The 16,873-nt window shown below is 69.6% G+C and carries 12 protein-coding genes; 3 read left to right on the forward strand and 9 right to left on the reverse strand.

The genetic code is table 11. The features are described from left to right. Nucleotides 1–182: 182 nt before the first annotated feature. Together ACIBH4_RS11275 and ACIBH4_RS11280 are read right to left on the reverse strand one after the other, a co-directional pair. Nucleotides 183–497 (reverse strand): hypothetical protein, encoded by a 315-nt coding sequence (locus ACIBH4_RS11275; protein WP_362766877.1) that lies wholly within the window; start codon nucleotides 495–497, stop codon nucleotides 183–185. A gap of 3 nt (nucleotides 498–500) precedes the next feature. Further along, the gene (locus ACIBH4_RS11280) at nucleotides 501–974 is read right to left on the reverse strand and encodes a hypothetical protein (protein ID WP_362766880.1); all 474 of its coding nucleotides are present in this window, start codon (nucleotides 972–974) and stop codon (nucleotides 501–503) included. A gap of 353 nt (nucleotides 975–1,327) precedes the next feature. Here ACIBH4_RS11280 and ACIBH4_RS11285 point away from each other — a divergent pair, with 353 nt between their 5' ends. Beyond that, nucleotides 1,328–2,263: a hypothetical protein gene (locus ACIBH4_RS11285; RefSeq protein ID WP_362766883.1), complete on the forward strand. Its 936-nt coding sequence runs from the start codon at nucleotides 1,328–1,330 to the stop codon at nucleotides 2,261–2,263. 173 nt (nucleotides 2,264–2,436) lie between these two features. On the opposite strand, the gene ACIBH4_RS11290 is transcribed toward ACIBH4_RS11285, so the two are convergent. The 7 genes from ACIBH4_RS11290 to ACIBH4_RS11320 form a co-directional block, all read right to left on the reverse strand. Continuing rightward, on the reverse strand, nucleotides 2,437–3,111 hold the full coding sequence (locus ACIBH4_RS11290; RefSeq protein ID WP_362766886.1) for a hypothetical protein: 675 nt from the start codon (nucleotides 3,109–3,111) through the stop codon (nucleotides 2,437–2,439). Next, nucleotides 3,108–6,419, reverse strand: a complete 3,312-nt coding sequence (locus ACIBH4_RS11295) for a hypothetical protein (protein ID WP_362766889.1) — start codon at nucleotides 6,417–6,419, stop codon at nucleotides 3,108–3,110. The genes ACIBH4_RS11290 and ACIBH4_RS11295 overlap by 4 nt, the downstream gene beginning before the upstream one ends. After that, nucleotides 6,419–11,014 carry a hypothetical protein gene (locus tag ACIBH4_RS11300; protein WP_362766891.1) on the reverse strand — a complete coding sequence of 1,532 codons (4,596 nt, stop codon included), beginning with the start codon at nucleotides 11,012–11,014 and terminating at the stop codon, nucleotides 6,419–6,421. The genes ACIBH4_RS11295 and ACIBH4_RS11300 overlap by 1 nt, the downstream gene beginning before the upstream one ends. 1 nt (nucleotide 11,015) lies before the next feature. Beyond that, nucleotides 11,016–11,444, reverse strand: a complete 429-nt coding sequence (locus tag ACIBH4_RS11305) for a hypothetical protein (RefSeq protein WP_362766894.1) — start codon at nucleotides 11,442–11,444, stop codon at nucleotides 11,016–11,018. Between the two features lie 10 nt (nucleotides 11,445–11,454). Then, nucleotides 11,455–12,294: a hypothetical protein gene (locus ACIBH4_RS11310; protein WP_362766897.1), complete on the reverse strand. Its 840-nt coding sequence runs from the start codon at nucleotides 12,292–12,294 to the stop codon at nucleotides 11,455–11,457. 88 nt (nucleotides 12,295–12,382) lie between these two features. Next, nucleotides 12,383–14,014 (reverse strand): major capsid protein, encoded by a 1,632-nt coding sequence (locus ACIBH4_RS11315; protein WP_362766899.1) that lies wholly within the window; start codon nucleotides 14,012–14,014, stop codon nucleotides 12,383–12,385. 145 nt (nucleotides 14,015–14,159) lie between these two features. Beyond that, entirely contained in the window at nucleotides 14,160–14,456 is a 297-nt protein-coding gene (locus tag ACIBH4_RS11320; protein WP_362766902.1) for a hypothetical protein, read from the reverse strand. A gap of 129 nt (nucleotides 14,457–14,585) precedes the next feature. Here ACIBH4_RS11320 and ACIBH4_RS11325 point away from each other — a divergent pair, with 129 nt between their 5' ends. Continuing rightward, complete coding sequence (locus ACIBH4_RS11325; protein ID WP_362766904.1) at nucleotides 14,586–14,804, forward strand: hypothetical protein; 219 nt, start codon at nucleotides 14,586–14,588, stop codon at nucleotides 14,802–14,804. Between the two features lie 37 nt (nucleotides 14,805–14,841). Continuing rightward, nucleotides 14,842–16,755 (forward strand): hypothetical protein, encoded by a 1,914-nt coding sequence (locus ACIBH4_RS11330; RefSeq protein WP_362766907.1) that lies wholly within the window; start codon nucleotides 14,842–14,844, stop codon nucleotides 16,753–16,755. Nucleotides 16,756–16,873 lie beyond the last annotated feature (118 nt).

The raw sequence follows: 16,873 nt of genomic DNA on the forward strand, positions 1-16,873 counted from the left end.
GCATCTGCTCAAGGGTGCTCCTGTAGGGAGTGCCTGAGCCCGGCCCGCAACCAGCGGCTGTTCCACAGACTACCGTTGGGCCTTCTTCCAGGGCTTGCCTTGCCTGTGCGGCCGGTGAAGGACGGAGGGCAGCCAACAGTCAGGGGCGGAAACATCCGCCGGTTCGTCGAAGGGCTCGGCGTCTAGATCGAATCCGCCTCGACGGCCATGCAGTGCACGGTCACCCCTGAGGCGGGCTGCGGCACCTGAACGACTGAGATGCCGAGGAGAGTCACCGCCGGGGAGCGGCGGACGTTGAACGTCACCGAACTCACTGACAGGGAAGTGATCCGACACTCCGTAAGGTCAGCAACGCCCGTCTGTGTCGCATGAGTGATCACGGGCACGTTGGTGAAGGCCGGATTGAAATTGAAGACCACGTTGCCCGAAGCGTTGGTGATGCCTGTGGCGGCGAATACACGCCGTCTTGCTGGCGTGTATTCGCCGCTGGTGGCCACTGGTTAGACCTCGCGCGTGGAAAGCACGGCGAAGTCGCTGCCGGCTACGCCGGTGAAGATGAACTCGTCCTGCAGGCTCTCGCCGGCCTCGCCTCCGCAGTCCACGCTCCAGGTGGCTGCGGATCCCGCGGGGAACACCACTGCCGCCCCACCACCGATCGACACGGTCGGCGCGCCAGCGAACACCATGAACGTCACCGAGCGGGCGCCCGCCGCGATGGTGACGGCGCCTGCCCCAGCCTGGCGCTGCGCCGTGCTATCGATCTGCGGATTGGCTGCGGGCGACTGCTGGGCGTCGCAGCGGACGACGGTGCCGGTCGGCGTGTAGGCCGTGGTGCCGTCGAGTTCGGTGTCCATGACGACGGTCGCGCCGTCCTCGGTGCTGTACCGGCGCAGAAAGCTACCGACGTCGTCGCAGAAGACCTCGTACTCAAGATCCAGGGCAGCGTGGGAGACGCTGCCACTTGTTCCGGCCATACGAACCTCCAGGCTTAGCAAAATGAACGTTAATTTTGGCTGATGATTCTGCAACCAGACGGAGCGTCAGACCGTTGAACATGGCGAAGGCCGCCGTGGCTGGTCCCCACATGCGGCCTTCTGACCGACGCCCTTGAGCAAGCAAGGAGACGGCTGTGGCCGACACTACGCCACCCCCTGCCCCCACGCCCAAACCACTCCAGCGGCAAGCTTCCTCGATCCGTGCTGAGGCCCGCTTTCGAGAGCGTGTTGCCGAGCTCGGCGGCACTGTCGTCGGACAGTACGTCGACAGCCAGACGCCAGTGGAAGTGACCTGCAAACGAGGACACCGGTGCACTCCTCGCCCCAACACCGTGTTGAGAGGCAGCGGGTTCTGCATCACCTGCGCGGGCAAGGACCCCAGGGTGGCCGAAGCCGCGTTCCGCACCCGCATAGCTGAGTTGGGCGGCACCGTCACCGGCGCCTACGTGAGACTGCGCACCCCCGTGGAAGTCGTCTGCCGGAAGGGGCACACCACGACCGTCCGCCCGGCCGATCTGTCGCAAGGCTCCGGCCTCTGCCGCACCTGCGCGGGCAAGGACCCGAGGGTGGCGGAGGCCGCGTTCCGCGCCCGCGTGGCCGAGTTGGGCGGCACGGTCACCGGCACCTACAAGAACCGGCTCACACCTATCGATGTGGTCTGCAAGATGGGTCATTCGGTACAGGTCTGGCCTTGCAGCGTGCTCAGCGGTCAGGGCATTTGTCGCACCTGCGTCGGCAAGGACCCGAGGGTGGCGGAGGCCGCGTTCCGCGCCCGCATCGCAGAACTGGGGGGCACTGTCGTCGGCCAGTACGTCAACGCCCTGACCCCGGTGGATGTGACCTGCGAGAAGGGACACCGCTGTAAACCTCGACCACACGATGTGGCGACCGGCAACGGCATCTGCTGGGCGTGCAAGGGCCGGAGCTGGGACGCCTTCTACGTGGTCCAGGATGAGGGGCTGGAGGTCGTCAAGTTCGGCATCACCAACGGCGACCCGCGCCCCCGCCTGCGTGAGCACGCCCGGGATGGTCTCGACCAGGTCGTACGCCTCCACGCCGACATGCCGGACGACGCCGCTGTCCTGTTGGAGCGGACGATCCTCGCTGCTCTCCGAGACAGCGGCGAGGAGCCCGTGCGCGGCCGTGAGTACTTCTCCAGCCGCGTCCTGCCTGTGGTCCTCGATCTCGTAGACAACCATCCGGCGCTCCGTCCTCTGTCGTCCGTTTCCCTACTTCCGCCGCGCCGGGAGCAACTGACCCTGTGGTGATCTAGGGGTCCATTGCGTCCGAGGCGCAGCGGGCCTCACTGCTCGTACTCGTCATCGGACGTGGCCGCTGCCATGCTTCCGCTGGTACCGGACATGGGGCGCCTCCTCGGGCGGGGTTCGGTGCAGGGCGTCAGGGGCCCGCCGGTGGGACCGGCGGGCCGGGACCGCTCCGCCTAGTCGCTGATCTTCTTGAAGGCCAGGCGCGAGTTCGCGACCTGGAGGCCGGTGGTGGAGACAGGCGTGCCGCTGGTGTTCTGCCGCATGACCTCCAGGCGGACGGTCGTCGGCACCGTGACCGCCATGAACTTGTGGAAGGTGCAGAGGTCGGCGTCGGACTGGAAGTTCGGCGGGGCGGCGTTCGCGGCCCACTGCTGTGCCGTGTACTGGCTGCCGACCACGGCCGCGCCCGTCTGGACGTTCCACAGACGGCCGGAGATCGAGATGTTGAACTCTCCGCTGGACGGGTTGACCGCGATCACCGTGTGAAGGGTCGCGGACACCTCGTAGACGCCGGCCTCGGGCAGGTCGACGGTCAGCGTGCTGTCGATCCATGCCCCACTCGGCGTGGCCACGAGGTCCACGAACGCCTGAAGCAGCTTCTCGTCGTACGCGGGGGTGAGCCGCGCCCCGACCTGCCACTCCTGTGGGCAGGCCCCGGCGGCCGGGGCGACCACGTCCACGTCCACGGAGCGGCCGGTGCCGAGCGCGCCGCCGGGGGCGATCCCTTCCAGGGCCGTAGAGGGGACGAGGAGGCCGCCAGGCCCCTCTACGAGGGCGTTGCAGGGGTCGGGGTCCACGGTGGCCGCCGCTGCGCCCACCGTGCCGATTCCGGCGTTGGTTCCACTCATGACAGGTACGTCCAGTTCAGGAGGTAGGAGGAGGAGGGGTCGGCCCCGGCGAAGGAAGCCGCGGCGAGGGCGGTGTCCGTGTCCTTGGAGACGGACCAGGTGAGGGTGACGCCGGCCGGGATCGGGACGGCGCTGCCGGCGCTCGTGGTCACGTTGACCGTGCCCGCGAGGACGGCTAGGGAGACGGACTGTAGGTCCGGGAACTCGGCCACCAGGTCCTGCGCCGTCGTGCCGGTGACGGCCCGTACGCCGGTGTCGACCGGGCCGCAGTCGCCACACGAGCCCGCATCCCCGCCGCAGCAGCCGCCCGGCTCCACCGTCATCCCCTGGAAGGACAGCGCGGAGCAGGAGACGCCGCCGCCCTGGTTGAGCACGCTCCAGCCGACCTGTGCGGGCGGGTTGTCCCAGTACATGTAGCCGGTGCCGTCGTTCTCGGAGGGCACGATCCTCGTGTGGGCGGCGTTCCATCCGGCGGTGCCGCCGAGGCGGGTCGGTAGCGGGTAGGTCGTATTGATCGCGACCGGCTCGAAGGTATCGAAGTCGGCCAGGTCGACCCGCAGGTAGCTCATCTCTTGCGCCACGGCGTCCAGGGTCAGCGTGTACGCCGAGGTGTTGGAGAAGACCAGGTTGTTGATGTTGTAGGCGCTGCAGGGCGCACCTGCCGCCCGGGAGACGTGCACGCGGATCGTGCCGATCCGGGCCGGGTCGTTCTCCGGGGACACGGTGTAGATGAAGTCCTGGCGCGGCAGCCCGGCCGGGTCCTCGACGACGCTGACGACCTGCCACGGGACCTCGATCGTGGACGTCAGGCCCTCGCCGCTCTCACACTGGCAGTCCACGACCTGGACCGGCGTGTATGGGGTGGTCCCGTCCAGGCTGGTGTCATGGAAGCTGCTCAGCTCCCCCGCGCAGTCGTAGGCGAGGTGCCGCAGGAACGGCACGGCGCAGCGCCGGCCCTCCGCGTCCGCCTCCACTGTCGGGTCCAGATCGCACAGCCGGACCGTCTGCACCGCGGTGGTCTCGCAGTCCGACGCCTGGCATTGCACCGTCGCCCCGGCCGGGATCGGCTCCCTGGTGTCCGGGTCCACGGTGGTGATGACACCGTTGCAGTCCGCGAGCCTCACCGCGGGCCACGGCACCGTATTGACCGTGACGCCACAGAACCGCTCGTTCAGGGACGGCGGGTCGGCGAACCCGGAGGTGTTGACGGTGAGCCGCACCGGCTCCGAGAAGTCGAGGCGGAACGCGTCACCTCCGCCGAGGTACAGGCCGGTGTTGTTGGCCTGCCAGATGCCGAGGCCGTTACCGGCCGTCGCGGTCAGGGTGACCGTGACGCCGTTGATGACGGCGGTCCCCGTGTAGGCCGCGGCGGACTGGGCCGGGTTGACCGGCAGGGCCGGGGCGAACGCGGTGAAGGGGATCGCGCCGCCGAGGTCGGGGCTGAAGAACAGGGCGACTGAGGCGCTGCCGGTGTCCGACTGGTACACGGCGGCCCACGACGTGACGCGGTCCCCGAACGCGTACGAGGGGGCGCCGGCCGTGCCGAGCCAGCAGCCGGGATAGGCCGGGTCGGTGAGGCTGAACCCGGTGGGAGTGTCCGGCAGGCTGTAGGTGCACTCGGCCAGCACCGTGGTGTCACAGCAGCGGCCCACCGCGCCGGTCACCGCGTACGGGGAGGTCCCGTCCAACTCGGTGTCGATGACGTTGATGACCACGCCGGTGCAGTCCCGGCACACGGTGCGTAGGAAGGAGCGCGTGCCCTCGTCTTCTGCGACGTCACATAGGACGACCTGCTCACAGTTCCGGCAGTCGGCGGTGTCGCTGCTCGCGGGCTGGCACTGGCCGACGTCGCCGGTGACGGTGTACGGCTGCCCGTCCAGCGTAGTGTCCGTCGTGGAGACGACGTCGCCCGTCTCGCAGTCCGTGACCAGGGTCCGCAAGAACTGGGTGCTGCTGGTGGCCTCACAGCCCTCCAGCTCCAGAACCGCGGTGAACTGGTCGGCGGTCCACGACTTCGCGCCGAGGTGGTAGGTCTCCAGCATGAGGGCGATGTAGATGTCGCCCGCGGCGATTTCGGCAGCCGTGACGGGCGCGGAGACGGTGAGCGTCCCCTGCCAGCCGACCGGAGCCCACTCCAGCGCGTTGTGCGTGGCAATGGCCGTCGTGCCCCGGAAGAGCCTCAGCGCGCCATCCCACGCCTGGCCTGTGTCCGGCCCGTTGTTCCTGACGCGCACGGAGATCGTCAGCGTGCCCGAGGCGCCGTCACAACCTGCCATGTCGGCCGTGATCTGCCCGGTGGCGCCCAGGTGCTCCTGCACCGGGCCCGGCCCGGCCGGGTAGATGAACGCGCCGCCCGACCACAACGCTGTGTACGGGCCGGGATGGTTCTGAAACTGCGTCTGCCCGACGTCGGCCACCACCCCGTCCACGATCGTCGTCGGGATATCGGTCGAGGAGGCGGCGGGGACGTCGCAGACGAGGACCGTGCTGGAGTTGCGGCACTCCTCGGCGCTGCTGCTACCGGCGCAGGTGCCGACGTCCCCCACGGGCGTGTACGGGGCACCGTCGAGGTCGTAGTCCGAGTGGCCGACGATCGCGCCGTTCTCGTCCCGGGCGAAGTCCCGCACAAACGGCGTGACCGCGCCGTCCGTGGCGATGTCGCACAGTTGCACCAGGTCGCGCTCGGGCTGCTCGACCCCGGCCGGGCAGACAGTGACAGTGCCGGCCGGGGTGTAGGTGCCACCCGTGACGGCGTCGACCAGGCGGACGGCGGAGATCGCGCCGTCCTCGTCGTAGGTGTACTCGACGAGGACCAGGCCGAGGACGTCGCCGGTCGCCTCGTCCACGTCGCAGAACGTGCCGCTCACGGTGATGGTGCGGGAGTCGCCGCAGGCGACCGTCCCAGCCGGCGGGGAGCCCGCCGACCAGGCGCCGGTGACGAGGTTGATCCACCCTTCGCTGGTCACCACGCCGTCGCAATCCCGCTGCACGGTGACGGCGATCGGCGTCCCGTCGGCCAGGCACAGGCCCACGCTGGCGACCGGCGTGGTCGGCGAGAAGCAGTCCGCCGTCTGCGGGCACGGCCCCAGCGTGCCGGCCGGCGTGTAGGCGGCGCCGGTCGCCGGGTCCACGACCCGCGTGCCGACCCGCTCGCCGGTGTTCGTGTCGTAGACGGCCTCGACCAGCGCCTGCCCAGCAACACTCCCGTCGGACAGCACGTCGCACAGGACGCTGCCCTCGACGTCGAGGCGCGGCGTCGCCGCCGCCCCGGAAACGATGACGGGCCCTTGCCCGCAGCAACCAGCCATTACAGGGTGACTCCTTGCGTCCAGGTAACGGTGACGGTGCCCACGCCCGCGCCCGCCGAGATAGTGAGCGGTCCGGCGAGAAGGACATCCGCGTTACGGCCGACGCTCCACGTGGCCGCCTCGCCCGCGTGCAGGGTGCTCGCCCCGTCAGCGGTGACAACAACGCCGCTGCCGCCGTGAGCGACCGCCGTGACCGACTGCAGGCGCGGCACCACGGAGGCGTCCCACGAGGCGCCAGCGGCGAGCTCCACCCGGCGGGCCTGGACCCCGGTCACGGGAGGAGCACCCTTAACCGGGCACTCGGTGGTCGGCGCGACCGGCGTGTAGGGCGCCGTCAAGTCGTCGGTGTACGTCCCCAGGCTGGAGATGGCGCCAGAGCAGCCGTCAACCTGGAGAAGCTCCACATACGTGACGTCGCCCAGGCCGTCGCCGTCGGTGTCGTCCCAGCGGCACTCCTCCAGCAGATGCTGAGGGCATCCGCCGCAGTCGCCCACCTGGCCGGCCGGGGCGTACGGGGTGACGGCGTCCAGGGCGGTGTCCACGACGGTCGGGGTATCCGCGCCTGGCTCATAGGTGAGCTGCCGTAAGAACGGCGTGGACGAGCCGTCCGAAGCGACGTCGCAGAGTCGGATGACTTCCGTGTCCGGGCCGGGCGCGGCGCCTCCGCCGCCGTCACCTCCGCAGCCGCCTTCTACCCCTTGCAGCGTGTACGGCGTGACGCCGTCCAGGCCGAGATCCTGGGTCGAGGTGAGGCCGCCGTCGCAGTCGAAGGTGAAGCGCCGCAGGAACGGCGTGCGCGTGAGGGTCAGCGCCGCCGTCCGCACCTCCAGCGGCATCAGGAACAGGTCCCGGTCGTTGACCGGGCCGCCGGTCGTCTGGTCGGTGAAACGGATCGTGACCGCGCCCGTGGCGGGGGCGATGAAGGCGAGCGGCGGCAGGTCTTCGGTCAGCACGCCGCCCGGGAACACGTTGGACCCGTTGGAGACGTTCCGGGTCCTCGTGGCGAGCACCGTCGCGCCGTCGAGGACGTCCAGCCGATAGACCGCGTTGTTGCTGGCCGGGTCGGGAGCTCCCGCACCGATCCATGCGGACGCGAAACTGAACTCGTACAGCACGGCCGGAAGCAGCCCGCCCACGGTCAGCTCAGCCACGCCGTTGGCCACCTGGTTGGCCTGGGCAAACCACAGCGTCGTGCCCCCATTGGCGGCCACCACGTTTCCGGTCAGCGTGAAGGCGCTCGCCGGGGTCGGGATCGGGGCCTGCGGGTCGTAGGTCAGGTCACAGAGCTGTACGACCTCGGTATCCCCGCACGGCTCCGGGGACGGGCAGCACTCGCCGCCGCCGGCCGCCGTGCACTGGCCGATGCTGCCGGTCGGCGTGTAGGGGGTGCCGTCCATCGTGGTGTACGTGACCGACTCGACGGTGCCGGACTCGCAGTCGGTGACGACGTTCGCCAGGACCTGGGTGGCGCATCCAGTCTGGTCGTAGGTCGTCTCGGCCGTGAACGCGGAGAGCTGCCACGACGTCTGCCGGGCGGTGACGCCGTCGCAGGAGTCGTAGGTGTCGAAACCCAGCACCGCGGCGATCTGGCCCGCCGCCAGGTCGGCGGCGGGCACGTCCGCCTCGACCGTCAGCGTGCCCGCCCAGCCGACCGGGGCATTGTTCGGCGGCGCGTGATGGGTGACCTGCGTGGTGCCGTTGAACAGCATCAGCCAGCCGGTGGGGCCGCACGCGGCCGTCGGGCCGAGCTGGGCGACGTCCACGGACAGCGTCACGTGCGCGGTGCCGGTGTCACAGTCCGGGCGGGCCGCCTGCACGGTCGCCGCCACGGTCCGCACCACGCCCGCCGGGTGCGGGCCCGGCGCCGGGTCCGGCCCGATGGTGACGCTGCCCCCACCCCACAGGGCCGGCACCCCACCGGGCACCGGGACGGTCGGCGGGCCCCCGACGTACGCGTTCGGGTCGGTGCCGGTGACGGTCGGCGTGGGCGTGCCGCCGGTCGGCAGGTCGCAGACCAGCAGCGTGGAGGTGTTGCGGCACGGTTCGGGCTCGGGCTCCGTGGGCTGGCAGACACCGACCGTCCCTGCCGGGGTGTACGGCGTCACCCCGTCCAGCGCGGTGTCGGCGACCGTGGGCGTGCCGCCGCCGGCCGGGAAGGTGAGGGCGCGAAGGAACGGCGTGCTGGCGCCGTCCGAGGCGGTGTCGCACAGCTGGACGACCTCGGTGTCCGGCTCGACCGGCCCGGCCGTCTCCTCGGGGGCAGGCTGGCAGACGCCCACAAGCCCGGTCGGGGTGTACGGCGTAGAGCCGTCCAGGAGGGTGTCCGTGGTGCTGACGACGTCCCCGGTGCAGTCCCGGCATACCGTGCGCGCGAACTCGGCACCGAGGGAGACGTCGAGGGCGCCGAACACCCAGTGCCCGAACACCCGGCAGGCGACGTTCACGGCCCGGGTGCCCAGATACCGCGCCGAGAAGGAGGTCACCCCGGTCAGGCGGAAACGGGCGCTCGCCGCGCGGGTCGGGGTCGTGACGGTGCAGGCGGTGAGGGAGTTGTCCGCGCGCAGGATGCTGGTGGCCCAGTCGTAGGTGTACCCGGCGGGCAAGCTGACCGGGACCGCCCCGGCCGGCAACTGGACTTGGTTCTCTCCGGCGCCGGTAGCGGGCGACCAGTTCATGATGACGCTGAACTTGACGTTCACGGGCCGATCGAATGTCCACACGGTGGTGGGGACGACCGGGTTGGGGAAGAGCGCCGTGCCCCACCAGGCCGCGCCGTCGCCCTGCCTGGTCGGCGGGAAGGCGTTCGGGGCGGTGACCGCGTAGGTGACCCCGTTCGGAAGCGTCCCCGACGCCGCTGTCCCGGCGATGGTGGCCGGTGGGCTGGCGTCGGTGTCGCACAGGACGACGGTCTCGCAGTCGTGGCACTGGTCGACGCAGCGGCCGACGGCCCCGGTCGGGGTGTACGGGGTGCCGTCGAGGAGGTAGCCCGTGTGGCCGGTGATCTGCCCGTTCTCGTCGCGGGCGTAGTCCCGGAGGAACGCGGTGACGGTGCCGTCGTCGGCGGTGTCGCAGAGCTGCACCAGGTCCCGCTCCGGCTGGGCGACCCCGGCCGGGCAGGTGGTCACCTCGCCCTGCGGGGTGTAGGTCTGGCCGGTGGTGGCGTCCACCAGGCGCACCGCGGCCACCGCGCCGTCCGACCCGTACGTGTACTCCACGAGGACCAGGCCGAGGACGTCCCCAGTGACCGGGTCTACGTCGCAGAACGTGCCGGCGGTGGTGATGCTGCGGGGGTTGCCGCACGCCATCGTCCCGGCCGGCGGGTCCCCTGCGCTGTAGGTGCCGGTGGTGAGGTTGAGCCAGCCGTCCTGGGTGACCGTGCCGTCGCAGTCTCGGGTGACCAGGACTGCAATCGGTGTCCCGTCGGCGAGGCACAGGCCGAGCGTGGCCGCGGGCGTGGTGGGTGCCTCGCAGTCCGAGACGGCCGGGCACAGGCCCACGGTGCCGGTGACCACGTGCGGGGTCTGCCCGTCGAGCGCGACGTCCTCGTACGAGGCGGCGCCATTAAGCCAGGTGTAGCGGCGCAGGAAGGGCCCGTTGTCGTCGCATAGGGGCAGCGCCTCGGAGGCGACGGCACCGTACTCGCACTCGATGGGGGCGATGGGGGTGTACGCCACGGACGGGTCGTCCTGGTAGGTGAGGACGAGGTCGGCGGAGCCGTCGGTGTGGACGCACCACAGCTCGCTGTAGGTGGTGTCGGATTGGCCGTCGCCGTCGGTGTCGTCGCATCGGGTGCGGCATACGGTGTCGAGGCAGTCGCTATCGGAGGCGCAGACGCCGACGGTTCCGGTGACAATGTGCGGGGTCTGGCCGTCGAGTTCGACGTCCTCGTACGAGGCTTGGCCGGTGAGGAAGGTGTAGCGCCGCAGGAACGGCCCGGATGCGTCGCACAGGGTCACCGTCTCGGTCTCGGGGCAGCCGTAGACGCATTCCACCGGCGCGATCGGGGCGTACGGGGTGGACGGATCTGCCTGGTAGGTCAGCACCAGTTCGGCGCTGCCGTCGGCGTGGACGCACCACAGCTCGCTGTAGGTGGTGTCGGATTGGCCGTCGCCGTCGGTGTCGTCGCATCGCTGCACGCAGATCGTTTCGACGCATCCGGCCGAGCACGCGGCGCAGTTCCCCGCCGTGCCGGTCACCGTGTACGGGGTGACCCCGTCCAGGGTGGTGTCCACCGAGCCGGTGACCGTGCCGTCACAGTCCCGGACCAGGTGCCGCAGGAACGTCTGGCAGTCGCCGTCTGGGAGCAGGTCGCACAGCTGGACGGTGGTGACGGTTGCGCACCCGCCGTCGCATGGCCCCGCCTCCGCCGGCGAACCCCCTGGCGTGAAAACGCCCGTTTGGGGGTTGATCCAGCCGGTGGCCTGCGGGTCGGCGGGGGTGGTGCCGCACTCGACGCAGCCCGAGCGGACGACCAGCAGGATGGGTGTCCCGTCGGGCAGGCACAACGCCTGCGTGGCGATCGCCGGGGCACAGCACGACGGTGGCGCGTCAGGGTCGCCGCCCCCGGGCGGGCACGGTTGCGGCTCGACCGGCATGTCATCGCCCCTTCTCGCTCTTGCCGCGGCCTCGCCGCCTGGCTGAAGCCGACACCGAGCCGGCGGGCTGGTCTTCCTGCACGGCCGCAGGCTGAGAGGCAGGCTCGCCGCTGGCCGGCGGTGGCTGCTCCTCCTGCTCGCCGGTGTCCTGGGCGGCAGATGGGGGCGGCACCTGCCCCTGGTCGGCGGATGGGAGCGGCACCTGCCCCTGGTCGGCGGCCCCTCGCGTAGCTCGCGCGTCGGGGGCAGGTGCCACGTACAGCTGGCCATCCAGCCGGGCACCGGCGAGGAGGTGCTCAGGGATGGCTGGGATGAGAGCGTCGGGGACGGCGAACTCGACCGGTGAGGTGGTGCGGACCTTCGGTCGCTGCTGCACCGCCCACGCCGCGAAAGCCTGACGGAGGTCTCGACGGGGCCAGATTCTGATCACGCGGTCTCCCTCAGGGGCAGCACAGGCACAGGTCGACCAGCACGGCTTCGACGGCGCACGTCGTCGAGGGGACGAACGTCCTCTCCGCGAGCACCAGCCGGTCGTTGTTGCGGATGTTCACCGAGGCGGGCGCCTGGCCGGGGATGACGTCAACGGGGCCGCGCCGCACCACCACCGGGCCGGACGCGTACAACCACGCCTGCCCCGCCGGTGCGGGTGTCCCATCCGGGCCGGTGTTGACGGCGTAGCCGGCACCGAGCACCACGCAGTTGCCCAACCAGGTGCGCAGCCGGGAGCCTTGCACCATCAGCTGGTTGAATCGGCCGAGCAGCGCGGCCGCGCCAGCCGGGACGTGGATGACGCCGACGCCGCCGTAGTCGGCGGCCAGCCACCCCTCCAGGATCGCGATGCCCTGCGTGACCGACACGGGTCCGGCCGCCGGGGTGCGGTCCACCGCCTTCGAGGCGAGCACGTCGCGCCAAAACCACTCCTCCAGGGCGCGGCCCTCGCCTTGGGACAGGCCGGCGCGGGCATGCTGTTCCGCCTCCGCGTACGAAAATCCCGGCGCCGAGCACACCGCCCCGGCGTAGATGGTGACCGGGCCGGCGGTTTCACTGTCGGGCCTTTCGAACGTTTTCGGGCCGGGTGCCGGCAGCGGGTTGCCGGCGTCGTCGGTCGGGCACCAGTCGGTCGGGTGCGCCTCCTTGCACGACAGGCTGATCCAGTCGACGCCGAGCAGCTCGTGCGGGTCCTCAACGTCGAGGATGGTCGTGCAGCCGCCGAGCAGGCCGTTCGGCATCGGCGTGCCCGGGATGGCCTGGACACGGCGCCGCATGCCGGGGTGCGGCATGCTCCCACCTCCTCACGAGGGGTTCGTGCGGTGCCCGGGTACGGGGGGAGGGTCCGCCTCGCGCCCGGGACGATCCGGCCGGGGTGAGTCAGGCGATCGGGCAGGCGGCGGTGATCTGCGCGGCGGTGGCGCCGTTCGGGCAGATCGGCATCGTGACCAGCCGCAGGTCCGGCCCACGATTGATCAAAGCGACACATTCCTCACTAAATAGGGCCGTGTAGTCGTTGACCTGGAACTTTGTGCTGTCATGGATGACGCCCAGGCTGATTTCCCCGCCTCGGCCGGCCTGCAGCGACCCGGCCACGTAGATGAGGAACTGCAGCTGGGCGGGCCAGTCGACGGCGGGGGTGGTGCCGCCGATGTCAGTCGGGACCGCCGGGCCGAGGCCTCGCGCCCACTGGATACGCACACCCAGCGTGGCGAACAGGTCGACGAGCTCCTGCACCCGCACTTCGTCCAGGCGGCGGCCGTTCTGCCGTGCCAGGTCGGCCAGCATCAGGCTGCGCGACCACCACGGCAGCGTCACCTCGATGTTGATGCTGTCGCACAGGCTGTGCCGTTCCACCATGTCGGCGGCCTGCAAAGCGATCGCGGCATACACCGCCGACAGGGCGCCGAACGTCGGGGCGATAGCGACCGCGGTGGCCTGCGCCAGGGCCTGCTCGAACAGGTGCTGGCGGATCCGCAGCTCGTGGGCGACCATCACGTTGCGCTGGTACCAGGCGACCAGCTCAGGGAAGTGCCGTTGGGTGAGGATTCCCGACTCCAGGCAGACGCCGATCGCGTCACACCGGACCTCGATCGGATCCGGGCACGGGATCTTGAAGCAGGGTTTCGTCGACCCGGCGATGTCGTCGGCCTCGGTGTGCACGAACGTCATCGACGCCACGTCAAGGCTGGGAATGGGGAAGTACCTCAGCCCGCCGCGCGCCAGCTGGATCTCCGGCAGGTCCCACAGCATCTCCGGGCAGGCGATGCTCGCCAGGTCATACACCGTCTCGCTGGGCGCACACCAGCCGCCCGAGGCGACCAGGTCAGTGCCCGGCAGGCGGGCCTGGTCGGAGGCGAGAAGCACCGCCCGGGTGCCCTCGGTACCCGACGACGAATCGTTGACGATCAGCTCGCGGTTGAACGGCAGCCGGTAGGAAGCGGTCAAACCGACGCCGCCGCCCGCGGTCTTCAACGCGTTGGCGCGGCGGATGATGCCCTCGGTGACGCCGTCCATGTCCAGCGGCTGCCCCGGCTGGTAGCCGGGCACGTCAACGGACGCGGTGATCTCCGGGCCGGGCGGAGGAGGCGGCGGCAGCACCGACGGCATACGGCGCCGCACCCCGGACAGGTCCAGTGCCGGGCGGCGCTGCACCACGGCGGACGACGCGGTCACCGGCTCTTCCACAGCAGCGGCGGGCTCTTCGACCGCGACCGTCTCCCCGCCCTCCGCGGCAGCCTCCACCAGCTCGTCGCCCGGGGTGCCACGCACCTGGGCTGCCAGCTGGTCGATCTCGGCTGCGGCAGCCTCAGCCGCCTCCAGGCGAGACTGCATCTCGCTGCGAATGTTGTTCACCGCACCCGACAGGCGGCGCAACTCGGCCAGGTCGTCAGCTGACACCCGGTCACTCGTGGACAGCGCGTCGAACGCGGCGACAGCACCCGCAAGGAGCTCTGACAGTTCGGCGTCGTCCAGGGCAGTGATGTCGTCGGGCAGCTCGAACCGCTCCACGGTCTCTCCCAAAGATTTCGGAGAGCCCGGCCCACGACCAGCGGCTATTGCCGGTAGCGTACCCGCAACCTGGCCTTTCGGGCGTCTACCCCTTCAGGGGTGGCCGCGTTTCGCCGACCCGCCCGGCACACCCCCGGGGCCGCGGTTATTCCGCCACGTCGTACACCGGGTTCCACCCCGCCTCGGCCAACGCGTACAGCTCGACGTCATCGCAGATGAGGCGCTGAATGTCCCGGCCTACCTGTTCGAAAACGCTTTTCATCGAATCTCCCAGGGCGGGGTGGCGCAGCAGCAACTGCAGGCCGCCCATCACCACGTACGCGTCCCGGCGACTCACCCGAACATCAACGGGCGGAAGACCCGACCAGCGTTCGTAGGCGCTGCGCACCAAAGCCACCCCAGCCGCCTCGCTACCACAAGGACCGTTTTCGTTGTCCGTCACCTCGGTTACGGTACGGCGACCGCCTACCCGCCGGGGTTCACAGCCCGAAATCCGCTGAGCGGAAGCGTGCACCAAGCCCTGGCCGGCCGGTTCGGGCAAAAGCCTTCCGCGCTGGGTACCGTCGCCGTCATGGCTTCTCCTCCCCCTGAGACAGGCCGGCTGACATACACCGACGAGGACGTCATGGCCTGCCTCTGCTGCGGCGAATCTCTTGGCACGCACTTCGACCACGTCTGCGTCGCCGCGAAGAGCGGCATGGTCGACACCCAGGTCGAGGCGATCGGCCCGGCCCGTATCGGGGCGTCCCGTAAACGAGCACAGAACCCGTGCGCTCCATACCATTTCTGACACCCTAGGTGCTACTGCTGTTATATAGGGAGGAAATGTGGCTGAGTTGTCTTCTGCTGACCCCAGGGAGCCAGACACTGCGGACGAGGTACGGCACGCCCTGAGAGCACCGGAACGCGGATGGTCTAGCCCTTCGCTGCTGAACTTCCCGGCGGCCGCCGCAGAACTGCTGGGTTGGCTGGAAGACTCCCGCAACTTCGACCCCAGGTACCATCCGCCAGCGTTGATGTCAGCGATCCGTGACTACGACCGTGCGATGAAGGATGGGCTCGGAGCGAAGGTTCAGGCCGCGCTGCAGAGCGACCTCGCTGTCTTGGAGACGTCGCTCATGCCTCTTCGGAACGATCCCGAAACGGATAGAAAACCCGCCGAGACGGCGTTGAACATCCTTATCAACCATCTCAAGAACCCTGACGTGCTGCAAGCAGCATGGCTCGACCTGTGGTCGAAGTGCGGGAGGGACGATTCCTCTCCCGAAGCGATTGCGATCAGGCGTGATCTCTTCCTGGCGCTCGCGCGCCTCGCTAAACACGATGTCGAACAGTTCATCTCCGACCTGGACGGGCTGCTCGACAACGACGCGTCGGCCGTGCATCGTATCCGCTCCGCTCTCGGCGACACCCCGGCGCCTGACTCCCCCAGTACCAGACCACACCCCTGGGAGTTGGAGAAGTTGTCCGCCACGCAGCGGCGCGACCTAATCGAACGATTCCTTACCTTGCCGCCCAGCGCACGTCAGCACGTGGTCTGGCTGGCGTGCGAGCGGGCAGCCCTCTATCTCCGAACCGCCGACACGATCGGGAACATGGCCTTCTTCGACAGCGAGACCGTTCCCGACGACCCGCAGAAAGCCACCGCCAAGTTCGGTAAGTATGGAGAGCAGTGGACCAGCTTCGACGGCCAGAGCATGGCTAAGATGCCGCACACCAAGGGCGTCGTGCTCATTCGCGTCTCCCTGCCCGCGAACACCTACGTCGACCCTGTCAAAGCGGCCCGCGACCAGGTAGAGGCGCTGGTCACGATCGGGAAGTTCCACGCGAACGTCTACGAGGAGCGCGTCTGGCGTCTCCTGCCCGGCACCAGCCACCTGTCGCCGGCGCAGACCCGTCTGCAGTACATCCCCGTCAGCTGCGACGCCGCTGGCAAACCGTCCGACTATCCCGAGCTGATCAGGGTTTACGCCGAAATGACCACTTGGGCGAAGGCCCATGGCAAGATCCCGATTATCGAACCCAGGCTGGCCGAAGCCGTGGAACTGCTGAGCTGGTGGCGAGATGCTCAAGCCCAGTCGGCTCGCGGCCGGGTGACCGCGAACGTCCAGGTGATCGAGACCGCTGCGTCTCGTGTCGGCACGGCCGCATGGGACGACCATCTCCGCGCGTACATGAAGACGGCATGGCTGGAGTACCAGACCCGGGCACACCTGGCCGGCACGATCTTTGACGCTGTTGGTGGCGATCTCGGGGAACTCCCCATCACAGCGTGGAAGCAGCTTGAAAACATCAAAAACAGGACGGTGGAGTTCACCGAGCTGGGACGCATGGAACTCGTTCCGAACTCGACACGGCAGGCCCTCCATGAGCTCAAAGACCTCTACCCGACGCATCATCAGCTGGGGCGCCGGCTACGAACCTTGGACAAGCGGCTGAGCAACACCGCCGCCTTCAACACGTGGCTGACCCAGCTTGTCGACCAGTGGGACCGTCAACTCGACCGGCTCTTCCGGATCCGTAACGCGGTCACCCACGGCGGCCCTGCAACCGCAGGCGCGGTGGGCAGCATCGCCCTGTTCAGCAGCTATCTCGCCATGTGGGAAGTGGAGATCTTCTTGGAGTCCGCCCTGACCGGCACCGACCTGGTGACCGCCCATAACGACTTCCACACCAAGAACACAACCTTGCTGGACAAGTTGCGTACGGCGGCGCTGCCAGGGGACCACCTGCATATGTGACGGCGGACCGCCGCAGTGTCTCGGCGGCCTACCTTTGGGCCGACTACGGCGCGGGGGCCGGGTTGCCTCCTGCGGCGGACACGACCTGACCACCCGGGTAACGCTGGGCAACCGCGTC

The sequence above is a fragment of the Streptosporangium sp. NPDC050284 genome, assembly GCF_044459525.1.
Lineage (GTDB): Bacteria > Actinomycetota > Actinomycetes > Streptosporangiales > Streptosporangiaceae > Streptosporangium.

Bases quoted from the DNA above. Each gene is read 5' to 3' on its own strand.
- ACIBH4_RS11300 (WP_362766891.1), bottom strand. From the start codon at position 11,014: ATGCCGGTCGAGCCGCAACCGTGCCCGCCCGGGGGCGGCGACCCTGAC.
- ACIBH4_RS11295 (WP_362766889.1), bottom strand. From the start codon at position 6,419: ATGGCTGGTTGCTGCGGGCAAGGGCCCGTCATCGTTTCCGGGGCGGCG.
- ACIBH4_RS11290 (WP_362766886.1), bottom strand. From the start codon at position 3,111: ATGAGTGGAACCAACGCCGGAATCGGCACGGTGGGCGCAGCGGCGGCC.
- ACIBH4_RS11325 (WP_362766904.1), top strand. From the start codon at position 14,586: ATGGCTTCTCCTCCCCCTGAGACAGGCCGGCTGACATACACCGACGAG.
- ACIBH4_RS11310 (WP_362766897.1), bottom strand. From the start codon at position 12,294: ATGCCGCACCCCGGCATGCGGCGCCGTGTCCAGGCCATCCCGGGCACG.
- ACIBH4_RS11280 (WP_362766880.1), bottom strand. From the start codon at position 974: ATGGCCGGAACAAGTGGCAGCGTCTCCCACGCTGCCCTGGATCTTGAG.